Source organism: Sphingobacterium sp. Mn56C (assembly GCF_049319645.1).
Classification (GTDB): Bacteria; Bacteroidota; Bacteroidia; order Sphingobacteriales; family Sphingobacteriaceae; genus Sphingobacterium.
Genome location: NZ_JBMOUC010000001.1, coordinates 1,230,692 through 1,243,812, shown reverse-complemented (window position 1 = coordinate 1,243,812; position 13,121 = coordinate 1,230,692). Strand labels below are relative to the sequence as shown.

The following is a 13,121-nucleotide window of genomic DNA, read 5'->3' as shown; positions in this document are numbered from 1 at the left end:
AACACGGGTTTATTTAAATTTTGCAGGCGACAATTTTGGAGACCTTATGTCGTATACAAATAAGACTAAAGTCTTGAAGGAACAAACGGCAAGTTTTAAAATCGATGAAGAATATTATGGACACGCCGTATTAAAACCTGTTTTTAGTTCTACCGAAAAGGGTGAACAGGATAAAAAAAACCATATTATAGGCAATTTTAATAAAACGATTAAATATAAGGTTGCAGTTTTTGATAAATTAGGAAATCTGGTTCATGAAAAAGATGGTATCGCTGGGGAAGACGCTAAGAACGATTATTTAATGCTGGAGACTGGCGAAACCTACTCTTTTGTGGTATACGCTGTCGGGTCCGCGGCATCGCTTCCTGACCTGACATTTACCTCCTCAGCCAATAAAACCATAAATACAGCAGAAGTAAGGGATGTTAATGTTGAGGATGATTTTATGTTCTTTAGAAAAGACGGGGTCAACCTTTCCGAAAGTTCTAATTCCCTAAATATTGAATTAAAACATTTGCTAAGTGCACTGACCGTAGTTGTTGATACGCGTCGTACTAAGGAAAAGATAAGCGGATTGATGTCCACCTTTAATACCTTTACAAGTATGGCTACAATACATGTAAAAGATGGTTCAATTTTACCTTCGGGAAATACGTCGAAATCAAGTGTAACATTTCCCAAAGTAGATAACACCCTTATCACAAGTAAACCGATGTTTATAACGACCAAAGCAAACAAAGTAGCATATACTATTAATAAGATTGTTCTCGGATCCTCAACAAAGACTAATATCGTGCCCTTTAGTAAAAATCCTGAAATTTTACCGGGCTTTAAATATGAGTTAAAACTTACTATTTTCCCGAAGGATAAGTATGTCATAATTTTTAATGAGCAAGGCGTTATGATAAATGGAAGAACCTGGATGTACGAGAATTTAGGACATGCTGTTTCAGGAAATTCAGATCTAGCTTCTTTAGGTTGTTATTATCAATGGGGGAGATTAAATCCTGTTGCGGATGGAATATTTACGGGTGTCAATGGAAACTGGTTGGAAAATAACAGACAAACTAATGCTGCCTGGAATTCTGGAACAGAAGAAAGACCGAAAAAAACAAAAAATGACCCTTGTCCGAAAGGATTTCGAATTCCAACTGCACAGGAATACATGGAGTTATTTGCAAGTACCATTGAAAGAAATAAAGGTACATGTAGAAATGCGGATGATATTAATGATTTTAATTCGTATAGGGTATTTACAAGCAAAATATCTAGCCCTATAGAACTTTTTTTCCCCTTGCAGGGCAGTATTGGCTATCCGGATGCTCAGGTAATTAAGAAAGACAACAATGATAAAAAAGTTAAAGCTAGAGGAGTAGTAGGGGATTATTGGACGAGTACAACAAGCGTTAACAATAAAAATGAGACCATTTTATTTACGGCTCATATGGAGTCCGGCAAGAATGAAATTAAAGGCTTATCAGCATGGAGCTTTAATGATCGCATGGTATCTCCAAAAAACATAGCTCATGCCATTCGCTGTATAGATGATACTCCCTAATAGTATTAGGTCGTAAAAATACCGTTATTTTATCAAAAGAATCCGCATAACTTGTAGAAACAAGTTCTACGGATTCTTTTAGTATAATTATTGGAGTATATAAATTAGTAGATTTTAAATCAATTTTTTTTACGCTTTTATAGTCTGTCTAGATTTATTTATCCAAATATTTTATTCATAAATATCTTTAGGTCAGCAATATTTTTTATTTCCAATTTTCGTAAAATTCTTAGCTTATAGGTGGATATACTACTGTTACTTAATTTTAACGATTTAGCGATATGTGTAATTTTAGCTCCTGTTACTAATAAATTTAGTATTTGGATTTCTCGTTTAGATAAGCCGTTTAAACTGGGTAAAACTAAATGCTCTGATTCAATTTTTGTTTTAAGTGGCGTTTGTTTTTCCAGATAATCTTTAGGAATAAACTTTCCCGATCTTAAAAATTGTAATAAAGCCTGCTTAAGATGATCGAAATAAATATTATGTGGAATAAAACCGCTTATTCCGCGATTAATGTAATAAGGTATGAACATTTGATCCTCCATGGAGAAGATAAACAATATTTTTAAATCTGGCCAATTAAGTCGGGCGATATCTATGATTTCATCATCCTTCACTATTATCTCTGAAGATATAATCATAAAGTTAACACTTCTAAATTTTAAGTATTCCAGGATATTCCATTTTTCTTTCGCCTTAAAAACTACAGAGGCTGGGAATAATTCTTTTATTAATGAATACAGACCAAATTCTATAATTTCGTATTTACTACAAATTAAAATTCTCATAAGTCATTACATTTAAATTTAGTAATATGGCCTAACTGCGCAAAAAATGTCGATAGTATATAAATACCGGTTAGTGTTCTTAACGATGTCATAGGCTTTGGTTTTGATTAATACTTAAATTTTATCCTTTTTAATAATTTATTTGGTAGATTTTGATTTTAAGGAACTTGGTTTGCTTATCTGTTTATTATATTTAATAATGTAATAAATTTCTAATTTTGGTAGATGTTTAAATTAATCAAATTAAAGCTAAAGGATTTCAAGGATTTAATCCATCGTAAGCATTTAGGATGATTGGTATTGTAGGTTTATATCTACAAAACAGTTATAAATACAAATTTAATAAGGGCAGTTTCCTTAGAATAATAACCATATAGCCATTACAAGTTGTCTAGAGGGTAAAATGTTATTACACCTTCCTTAGTCTTGTAGGCTGCATGTCATAGTTGCTCCATCAAAGGTTTTTGTATAAGTTTAAAAAGGATAGCGTTAAAATCCACTTTAAAGTCCAGCCATAAATGCCAATGTCAACTAAATTTAATTTATAATTTGCAGCGATAAATACGTGGATAAGGTTTTCAATTGGCCTAGATTTTTTCCGGCGACCGTTCCATAAATACATAATTCTTAACATATTTCTACTATTAATTTAAACCTGCATAAAATGCATATGCAGGGTCGGCAAATCTAGTAGCATTTAGGGGTTTGTAGTACTAGTCGAAAGTATGGTATTTAATTAATATTAGTTAAAAACATACTTTTTTTACGGTAAAACTTTCAATTTATATTACAGTACGGGGATTTATGCACTATTGTTTTGAAGCGATGCTTTTTAATTGACAAGCTCTTTTTCCAATGTTTATTTGTGCTACCTAGCTGAATTGTCTACCTTTATCCTTAAAAAATTACCTAGGCAATTCGGTTCAAATCTTAGGTATTGACTAGGAAAACCATTTACATTTTAAACTACTTTAATCTATAACTATGAAGTTTTATATGCTTAGCTTACTATTTTACTGTTTGATTGGTGCGCAACAGCATGTAGGTTTTGCACAAGAAACCCAAAATCAAAATTCATTTGTGGAGGGGGAGCAGTCTTTAGGAATTTTACGTAAGCAGCAACACGATGATTCTTTACGCAGGGTGTATTTAGAGGAGCAGATGCTCTCTTCCAGGAGGACCGACTTGGATGAAAAACGTAAACTTTTGGAGGAGCTGCGTTTTTTAAAAAGTAGAGACTCTTTACTTATCGCCAAAAGGAGACTTAAAGTAGATTCCTTACGCGCTATCAATGCTGGTGTGCCCGTTGCTCCATTTCAGGATACATTATTTACCATTTTTACAGCCTTAGGATCCTATTCGCCAGCAGATCGGGCTGCACGTATCAATCAACAGGTGCAGCAGCTGGAAGCAAATCATACTTTTACGACAGACTCACTTCAAATACAGCAAACCGAAGACAACTGGCTGCTGTATTGGAAAGACCAGATTATTCTGAGCGTTAACCAGCAAGATGCTTTGTGGGCAAACAAAGAGCCTCAGGAATTAATACAGGAATATCGAGCATCTATTGAACAGGCTATAAATGCCTATAGAAGTGAACATAGTGTACAGCAATTATTAACCTCAGCTGGCATTGCAATCTTGGTCGTCTGTATAGTGGCATTAATTATTGTAGGCCTGGGAAAATTAATGGCTTGGTTAAAACATAAACTTTTAAAAGGGAGAAAAAGACGTTTTAAAGGTGTAATGGTTCGGGGTTATATGCTTATATCTCCAGAACAAGAACTTAAGTTTATATGGTTTATTACCGGACTATTACGTTGGTTTTTTATTTTTACCATTGTATACTTGGCGCTACCTATATTATTCAATCTATTTCCATCTACAAAGGGTTATGCATCCGTTTTAATTGGTTATTTCTTATCGCCATTAAAAAAAGTAGCCTTAGCATTAATTGATTATTTCCCAAATCTTATTACTATCGTTGTCGTTTACTTCGTTTTTCACTATTTACTTAGGGTACTTAAATTTTTTGCGCAAGAGCTGGAAGTTGGTTCCCTTACTATAAAAGGTTTTTATAGCGATTGGGCGCTACCTACCTATCAGATCTTACGGGTATTATTACTCGCCTTTTTCTTGGTAATTATATTTCCTTACCTTCCAGGCTCAGATTCACCGATTTTCCAAGGTATTTCGGTATTTATTGGAATCTTGTTTACATTCAGCTCAGCAGGAGCTTTAGGCAATATTGTAGCGGGACTAATGCTGACTTATATGCGATCTTTTGTTATTGGTGATCGTATTCGTATTGGCGAAGTGAGCGGTGATATTATGGAAAAAACCCTTTTGGTAACGCGTATACTAACGTCAAATAATGAGGTGGTGTCTATACCCAATGCGCAGATATTAAGTAGCCATACGGTAAACTACAGTGCTCAAGCTGATACCGATGGTTTAATTATACATACTAAACTATCCATTTCCTATGAGGTTCCTTGGAAAACTGTTCACGAATTAGCTAATAAAGCTATATCGCTTACATCGATGTTGGAGACGCAGCCTGCCCCATTTGTTTTGCAACATAGTTTGGATGATTTTTATGTCACTTATCAATTAAATGCTTATACAAAAGAACCTAATAAACAATTAGCAATCTATTCGGAGCTTCATAAAAATATATTGGATGTTTTTCATCAAGCTGGTATCGAACTTATGTCGCCACATTATCGGGCTGTTCGAGATGGTAGTACAAAAGAAATGCCTTCAAACAGCCAGAAAAAAGCAGTTCAACCGTTTACTATTCAGGTGGTAAATCCGGAAATAAGAAAACCCAATAACTAAATCTTAGCTTTTAGGAGCCCTTTCGTAGGGCTCAATACGGTGGTTCGTATACTATCCTTTAGACTAGTTTTAAAGTCTAATATAGCGTCTTATGGGGGAGCATTTTTTTAATTTAATTAGTTAGCCTGACCCAAAATGGCCTAATACTTCTTACTATTTGTTTTTTATTCGTTTGTTAAAGCTGAAAACCACTCTTTAGTACAGCGGCTATCTCTCGTTAAAGTATTTACTTTTGAAGAAGTTACGTGTTGATTTTTTTTAGTATCAATTATCAATACTAACGCAGAACTAAATTTATGGACTATTTGCTTTTATCTATAACCAAGGATAAATGCTACAATTAAAAAAACAATGAAAAACAAACAAACACGTAAAAGAGGGAAGTTTACATTTCGTGAAATTTTTCTTTTATTTAATTTCGTATGGGTTATTTATGCCTGTAATAAGGAAAAAGAAGATTCCATTTTCGGACCCGATGTTAATCAAAAAGAATGCAAAACGGATTCAGCTGAAGTTTATATACAAATTTCTGGTGACTATTACGCAGATGAAATAACTGTTACAACGCCGCTAAAATTGCAGACTCCTTCAAGACTATTAACTAAAAATTTTAAACTTTCAGCCGAACTTGTACCTGTTTATTCTTTATCAACTAAAAGTAACATAAGCGAACTCAAGGGCCATTTGCCTGATGATATGCAGTATAAGGTAGCTGTTTTTGATGCGGATAACCAGTATATTGGTGAAAAGAATTATACCTATAAAAAAGAATGGGAGCAGGGTCTGTTTTCTTTACCTGTAGGCAAGGAATATATTTTTATAATCTATGCTGTAGGCAGCAGAAAAAACTTACCAGATATCACATTTAAGGATGATAAATATAAAACTTTGGGCACAGCAGAACTTGTACTGGACCGAACGGCTGATTTTGTATACTGCCGAACAACTGTAAAATTACCTACTAAAAATACGAAAATTGTTCCGGTGGAGTTACAGCATAAATTTTCGGAGATAACCACAACTATAGATGCCCGTAAGATAGGAGAACTTATAACCCAAGTTAACTCCAATTTTAGTCCGCATTATAATAAGGTATCTGTCCAACTTAACAGTGGGCAGCTTAGTCGTTCGAAGGCTTCTGTAAACGCAGGTGTAGATTTTTTGAGCTTGAATGCCATGGTCGTAACCAGTTTACCAACACGAATTCATGCCGATGAAAACGTGACCTATAACCTCTCTAATTTAGTTGTGGGCAAGTATGTACTGAAAAGTTATGAAGCTTACAAAAATCTAAAAATTACTCCTGGAATTAAATATAAATTGAATCTAGTTATTACCCCGTAAAATGCTGAAAGTCTCTATGTATTGTATATGTAGGGACTTTATATTTTAGAATAAAGGTTCTTAATTGGTCCTGCGGATGCTATGAAGAACTGATACGAACAACTTGTTTTTTATATTACCACTTTTTACATCGGGATTCGAACGTTACTGGTCTTGCAGGGTTTTATTTGAAATAGGGAGCACGAATTTAAATTTTCTCTAAAAGCATGTTTATTGTTTTTGATACAAACAAAATGTCCATAAAGACCTATACTTTTAGGTAGTATTGAATACTAAAACATAATTTTTGTTATGCTATTTGTTTGTATAAATAGCAGGTTTTATGGTGTTTAAGCTTATTTTTTTACTTTTCTATTGATGTAGAATTTGCTTTTCAAGGTAAAACTGTCTTTATGTATAGTACCTAGGACAGTATTATGTATTTAATTTTGTCACGTTATATAACATCTATCCATACCTTACAAAACTTGACAGTTAATAGCTCCCGAGATTTCCCGGAGCTATTAAACCGAATAAAATCTAAAATATGAAAAGCAAACATAAAAACAAGGTCTCTCTTGGACAATTACGATTTTGGTTCTACCTATTCTTTATTATTATTTCTTGTGCCTGGGCGTGTAATAAACAATTGGACACCAGTGCTCCGATAAAGGATAATCCAGAAACAGATACTACGTCCGTATTCATGTACTTATTTTCACAAGCGCAATATACTACTATAGCACCTTTAAGTAAACGTTTTAAAGTGCAAATAAATAAAGATTATGCCTTAACTGGGAAACTTGTTTCTGTGGATAAAGTAATCGATAACAGAACAAATTTGCCTGATAATTTGATGTATAATGTTGTTGTTTTTGATAAAGATGGCCGTTGGGTGACCGAGAAAATCTATAATTATAAAAAAGAAGCAGAAAATGGGGGAATAACGTTAGTCAGTAAAGGAGAATATACCATTGTGGCTTATAGTACGGGTAGTACAAGTTATGTGCCGAGCATAACCTTTCCTAATCCGAATTCTAAAACCTTGGCTTCAGCAAAACTTATTTTAGATAAATATTCAAATTTTTTGTATTTTAAAACGAGGGTAGACCTAACAGATGTTCAAGAAGTAAATAAAACGAAATTAATTAAGGCAACTTTTAACTGCAAATTCAGTGAAATAATCACAACGATAGATGCATGCCAGCTTGCTCAGCCCGTTACAACACTGCGTTCAACATTTGGCCGACATCATAATAATGTCTGGATAAATTTAGCGACAGGGGATCTTATTAAGCAAGAAAAGGCATTGCCTATTGCTGTGGATTTCCCGAAGTTAGGGGCTAAAAAGGTGATCAGTTCACCTACAATCCTTCACAGCGATGGTCATGTCTCCTTTAATATTTTAGCGTTAAAAGCTGGGCCTTTAACAGTAAAAAATACGATAACACTGGATAATCTTGCATTATCTTCTGGTGTTAGGTACCAGTTAAACTTAAAACTTGAAAAATCAAGTGATGCCTTGCTTCGACATGAAGGACAAGCAGCGTTCCGAATTCATGGACAGATATGGATGATGGATAATTTAGGTGTTGATCCTTCCGACCCTAAATTTGATCCATTAGGGGTTCATCATGGTCATTTTTTTCAGTACGCTAATAAAAATATAATTGCCAAAGCTACTGTGTATGAGGAAAAAGATACGAAATGGATGGATATAAAAAAAACAATGAATTGGAATAGTGGTACAGAAGAAGAGCCTATTAAATCTAAACTTGACCCATGCCCGAAGGGATTTCGAGTTCCTACAATATCTGAATTTAATATTTTGATCGACAATATAACAGTTGAAAAGAATAGAGGGTCCGATGAAAATAGTTTGGATACATATACCTTTGCCAAGGTGTTCAAAAGTAAATGGAGCACTATAGAGGTGGATTTTCCGCTGCAAGGATACTTTAGCGAAAGAAATTCCTCCAATTGGGATCGTGGTCATGAGGGGCATTACTGGACAAGCTCTGCGGATGATTATTCCGGTAGCATTTATGTCGATGTGGTAAATATATTCAAAGATGATCCTAACATTAAACTTAATCTATCTAATGTTAACAGTAAAAATTATAGAAGGGCTTATAATATAAGGTGTATAGCAGATTTATAGGAGAGCCTATGTAACGACTTGGATATTTTATTTGTTGCCCCTTTATTGCCCCTCAACCTTAATCGTTATCAGGTTGAGGGGTTATTTTCTAGAAAACTATTTGATAATTTTATTGTTGTTATTTTTAGTCTAACCTATACACAATTTTAAACTAAACCATACAACAATGAAGGCTAACAAAACTTTATTTGACGGACTACGCTCTCAAATGTATCAGCAGGCGCTTATGGATTATCCAAATGCGCGGGATTGCGATATGCAGGTTATGTTTCGATATTTAGCACCAAAAAGCGAGGAGGTTATTCTTGAAGCCGGTGCTGGAAGTGGTTATTTTTCGGGTGCTATTGCTGATCTGTTAACTTCCGGGAAGTTGATTGTTTCAGATCCTTCCATAGATCAATTGGAAGGTATTCGGAAACTTAAAAAATCGAATATTGAAATACTAAATGAAGGAGCAGATGTGATTTCTTTACCCGCTGATTGTGTGGATGCGGTGTGGAGCTTCGGTGCTTTACACCATTGTTTTGATAAAACAAAAGCATTGGAGAATTTCTCCCGTATTTTAAAAGACAAGGGTAGGTTGGTTATTGCTGACGTTTGGTCTTCAACGAAACTCGCGGATTATTTTGATAGGCATGTGGCAGAGCATTGTGCTACCGGCCATGAGGTTGCCTTTTGGAGCGATGGTTTTACAACTACGTTATGTAAATTAAACGGGTTCTCCAAACCTGAAATTTACGATCTTCCACTGCAGTGGGCTTTTGCTAAGGAAGCAGATATTGGGGATTTTATTTATAAGTTTCACGCCATGACTTCAACAACGCCTGCGGATTGTTTACAGGCGGCACATGAGCTTTTAGGCGTGTATGCACAGAATGATGGTAGCTATAGATTGAACTGGCCGATGAAAGTTTTTACGGCCACGAAATTAGATCCCATCCGCGATGCATAACAGCAATTGTCTGCTTTTTCAAGCGGGCGATACTGTGTAGAAACCTAACGCTGTGGTTATTTAAAGTTTTTAAATGGCTGCTTTTTAAATTGTAGGGATTTGTAGTTCAGATTTTCGATAAATATTGACCATATAAAAACAAATCGATACTTCATTTTTAATCTATATTATTTAACTTTAATTATATTTTTTGAAACTCCACTTAATAACGTATGAAGAAAATCGGGTTTTTATCTTTTGGACATTGGGCAAACCACCCTGCATATAAGGCGCGTACGGCTGCAGACACTTTATTACAATCTATAGATTTGGCGGTTGCCGCAGAGGAGTTGGGTGTGGATGGGGCCTATTTTCGTGTGCACCACTTTGCCGCCCAACTCGCTTCACCTTTTCCCTTATTATCCGCAATAGGTGCCCGCACAAGCAGCATAGAAATTGGCACAGGGGTTATTGATATGCGGTATGAAAATCCGCTTTATATGGTCGAAGATGCCGGAGCAGCGGACCTAATTTCTGGGGGTAGGTTGCAATTGGGCATAAGTAGAGGGTCGCCGGAGCAGGTTATAGACGGTTGGCGCTATTTCGGCTATGAGCCTTTTGAGGGTGAAACTGATGCGGATATGGGGCGTCGGAATGCATTAGAGTTTTTACGTAGGTTAAAAGGTGAGGGGTTTGCACAACCGAATCCTTACCCTATGTTCCCCAATCCACCGGGATTACTACGCTTGGAGCCGCATTCTGAGGGTTTACGTGATCGTATTTGGTGGGGGGCTGCTTCGAATGCTACCGCCGTGTGGGCTGCCGAGAATGGCATGTTTCTGCAAAGCTCTACGTTAAAATATGATGAGAATGGGAAACCTTTTCATATACAGCAGGCGGAACAGATACGGCTGTATAAAGAAGCCTGGAAAAATGCAGGGCATGCACGTGAACCACGGGTCTCCGTAAGCCGTTCGATTTTTGCGTTGGTAAACGACCAGGACCGTCTTTATTTTGGACAGGAAGCGGATAGAAGCGATAAAATTGGCATGATCGAACAGGATAAACAGGCAATTTTCGGTAGAAGTTATGCTGCTGAACCGGATAAGCTGATAAAAGAACTTGCAGAGGATGAAGCTTTACAAGAGGCTGATACCATTCTTTTAACGATACCCAACACCTTAGGTGTAGACTATAATATACATGTTCTATCCTCTATTTTAGAGCATGTTGCTCCAGGTTTAGGCTGGCGCTAAAGGTTAAAACAACAGGGTAGGCAGATAAGGCTTGCCCTGTTGTTCTTTTGTATGAGCCATCTTCGGTAATTTACCAGTACCAGTACCAGTACTGCTGCGGTAATCTTATGGCCTTAACATGCGTATCGAGTTCTCGAACGCAATTTCACAGCAAGCTCTGCCTGTGTGTCCTAAGCATTTTTGTTTTTTACGGAAACCCGTAAAATTATTCATGCATTATTTATGACCTTGCATTATGAAAATTTCTGGAAATACCATCATTATAAGTGCTCTAAAGGAAGCCTTAATAAGTAACTTATATGCCAGTGCTTTTGCTAGCAAATGCGATATTGTGCTAACTGATCGAAGTGTGGAGTTTATTCCGAGAGAGGCTTTAACAGCCAAAGATTGGTTTTATTTAGGTTATTTTGTTAGGGAGTATGTAAAATAAGAAGCTTTCATGGTATAGGAAGCCTTGCTGTCGTAAAATTTTATATAGGTATTACCGACATAAAACTATAGCCGTTTTTTCAAACGGCTACAGTTCCTTACGTAATCTGGCAACAGGAATATTCATTGCTTCACGGTATTTTGCCACCGTACGTCGGGCAATATTATAGCCCTTATCCTTTAGAATATCTGTTAATTTCTCATCAGCCAATGGTTTGCGTTTATCCTCATTACTGATACATTCTTCCAATATTTTTTTAACTTCTTTATTCGACACCTCTTCGCCAGACTCGGTTTGTATGGCTTCAGAAAAGAAGGACTTTAGTAAAAAGGTGCCAAATTCGGTTTGCACATATTTTGAATTTGCCACGCGTGAAACCGTAGAAATATCCATTTCTATTTTATCTGCTATATCTTTAAGAATCATAGGTTTCAACAAACGCTCATCGCCAGAAAGGAAATACTCGTATTGAAACTCCATAATAGCATTCATAGTTTTTAACAAGGTTTGCTGCCGTTGTTTGATGGCGTCAATAAACCATTTTGCCGAATCGAGCTTTTGTTTAACAAACTGTACCGCTTCTTTCATTTTTTTATCGTTCTTTTCGGCTTTCTCATAGTGCTCAAACATTTCCTGGTAGGACCTTGATACACGCAGCTCAGGAGCATTTCGACCATTTAAGGTTAGGTGTAATGTACCGTCATTATTAGATATATGGAAGTCGGGAATAATATGCAGCTGTTTTCCGGCGACTAAAGAAGAATCGCCCGGTTTTGGGTTAAGCTTTAAAATCTCATTGATAATATCCTTAAGCTCTTCCGAGTTAACATCCAATTGCTTTTCGATTTTATCATAATGTTTTTTTGTAAATTCTTCTAAATAATCTTGTACGACCGCAATAGCTTTTTTTAATATGGGGTTGTTTAAATCCCTTTTTTTCAGCTGTATCAATAAACATTCCTGAAGGTCTCGTGCACCTATACCAGCCGGTTCAAATTCTTGGATAACCTGCAACATATCCAGCACTTCATTTTCTTCGGCTATTACATTTTGGGAAAATGCGAGATCGTCGATTAAGGATAATATCGGACGGCGTAAATAGCCGTCATCGTCCAAACTTCCGATAAGCTGATTACCGATAATATACTGTTTGTCGGTAAGCGCCAAAAGATCCAATTGATTCTGTAGCTTTTCGAAAAAAGAATCCTGGATGGCAATTGGCATTTCTTTACGGTCCTCTTCATCATCACCTGAAAAACCAGCACCATAATCTTTATAGTCGTCCTCTTGTATATAATCCTCTACACTAAATTCCTCATCATAACTTTCTTCATTGCTGTCAAAATCATCTGGATCTTTGTCCGGATAATCTTCAACAGGGTCATTCATATTGGCTAAACTACCATCTTCTAAAGCAGGATTCTCTTCTAATTCCTCTTTTATACGGGTGTCTAAAGAAGCTGTTGGAACTTGCAACAACTTGATAAACTGTATTTGTTGGGGTGATAGTTTTTGTAATAATTTTTGTTGTAAGGTTTGCTTTAACATATGTTAATTGAATTACTCGTGTAAATGTAGCTATTAAAACCGAAAAATTGTATAGATATAGGCGAATGAAGACAATAAAACTAGAATATTTACTACATTATTTTGCGGGGTAAGCCTAGCTTTAATACCCTATGTTCCACTGGCAAAAAGTATTATTTTTATAGGCTAACGGTATAATAAATAACGAAAATTATATTTATTCCAAACTTTTATTCATATTTACTTTATGTTTAAACGTATTAAAAATCGAATCTTAAGATTTGTAGTTATAGCTATCTA

Annotated in this window: 9 protein-coding genes; 7 read left to right on the top strand and 2 right to left on the bottom strand. The window is 35.7% G+C overall.

The genetic code is table 11. The features are described 5' to 3' along the window. Positions 1-73: 73 nt before the first annotated feature. A complete protein-coding gene (locus tag ACL9RF_RS05225; RefSeq protein ID WP_422799541.1) occupies positions 74-1,558 on the top strand; it encodes a fimbrillin family protein in 1,485 nt (494 codons plus the stop codon). Positions 1,559-1,716: 158 nt separating this feature from the next. On the opposite strand, the gene ACL9RF_RS05220 is transcribed toward ACL9RF_RS05225, so the two are convergent. Continuing rightward, positions 1,717-2,349: a LuxR C-terminal-related transcriptional regulator gene (locus tag ACL9RF_RS05220; protein WP_422799540.1), complete on the bottom strand. Its 633-nt coding sequence runs from the start codon at positions 2,347-2,349 to the stop codon at positions 1,717-1,719. Between the two features lie 984 nt (positions 2,350-3,333). On the opposite strand from ACL9RF_RS05220, the gene ACL9RF_RS05215 reads away from it, so the two are divergent. The 6 genes from ACL9RF_RS05215 (at position 3,334) to ACL9RF_RS05190 (ending at position 11,294) form a co-directional block, all read left to right on the top strand. Continuing rightward, positions 3,334-5,193, top strand: coding sequence for a mechanosensitive ion channel family protein (locus ACL9RF_RS05215; RefSeq protein ID WP_422799539.1), 1,860 nt, complete (start codon positions 3,334-3,336; stop codon positions 5,191-5,193). A 351-nt stretch (positions 5,194-5,544) separates the two neighbouring features. Then, complete coding sequence (locus ACL9RF_RS05210) at positions 5,545-6,537, top strand: hypothetical protein (protein WP_422799538.1); 993 nt, start codon at positions 5,545-5,547, stop codon at positions 6,535-6,537. 526 nt (positions 6,538-7,063) lie between these two features. Beyond that, the gene (locus tag ACL9RF_RS05205) at positions 7,064-8,677 is read left to right on the top strand and encodes an FISUMP domain-containing protein (RefSeq protein ID WP_422799537.1); all 1,614 of its coding nucleotides are present in this window, start codon (positions 7,064-7,066) and stop codon (positions 8,675-8,677) included. Positions 8,678-8,843: 166 nt separating this feature from the next. Next, positions 8,844-9,629, top strand: a complete 786-nt coding sequence (locus ACL9RF_RS05200) for a class I SAM-dependent methyltransferase (protein WP_422799536.1) — start codon at positions 8,844-8,846, stop codon at positions 9,627-9,629. A gap of 212 nt (positions 9,630-9,841) precedes the next feature. Next, a complete protein-coding gene (locus ACL9RF_RS05195) occupies positions 9,842-10,864 on the top strand; it encodes an LLM class flavin-dependent oxidoreductase (RefSeq protein ID WP_422799535.1) in 1,023 nt (340 codons plus the stop codon). A 235-nt stretch (positions 10,865-11,099) separates the two neighbouring features. Next, positions 11,100-11,294: a hypothetical protein gene (locus ACL9RF_RS05190; protein ID WP_422799534.1), complete on the top strand. Its 195-nt coding sequence runs from the start codon at positions 11,100-11,102 to the stop codon at positions 11,292-11,294. 87 nt (positions 11,295-11,381) lie between these two features. Here ACL9RF_RS05190 and rpoN read toward each other — a convergent pair whose 3' ends face one another. Further along, on the bottom strand, positions 11,382-12,842 hold the full coding sequence (gene rpoN, locus ACL9RF_RS05185) for an RNA polymerase factor sigma-54 (protein ID WP_422799533.1): 1,461 nt from the start codon (positions 12,840-12,842) through the stop codon (positions 11,382-11,384). Positions 12,843-13,121 lie beyond the last annotated feature (279 nt).

Coding starts and splice junctions, on each gene's coding strand:
- ACL9RF_RS05220 (WP_422799540.1), bottom strand. CDS start 2,349: ATGAGAATTTTAATTTGTAGTAAATACGAAATTATAGAATTTGGTCTG.
- ACL9RF_RS05215 (WP_422799539.1), top strand. CDS start 3,334: ATGAAGTTTTATATGCTTAGCTTACTATTTTACTGTTTGATTGGTGCG.
- ACL9RF_RS05210 (WP_422799538.1), top strand. CDS start 5,545: ATGAAAAACAAACAAACACGTAAAAGAGGGAAGTTTACATTTCGTGAA.
- ACL9RF_RS05205 (WP_422799537.1), top strand. CDS start 7,064: ATGAAAAGCAAACATAAAAACAAGGTCTCTCTTGGACAATTACGATTT.
- ACL9RF_RS05200 (WP_422799536.1), top strand. CDS start 8,844: ATGAAGGCTAACAAAACTTTATTTGACGGACTACGCTCTCAAATGTAT.
- ACL9RF_RS05195 (WP_422799535.1), top strand. CDS start 9,842: ATGAAGAAAATCGGGTTTTTATCTTTTGGACATTGGGCAAACCACCCT.
- ACL9RF_RS05190 (WP_422799534.1), top strand. CDS start 11,100: ATGAAAATTTCTGGAAATACCATCATTATAAGTGCTCTAAAGGAAGCC.
- rpoN (WP_422799533.1), bottom strand. CDS start 12,842: ATGTTAAAGCAAACCTTACAACAAAAATTATTACAAAAACTATCACCC.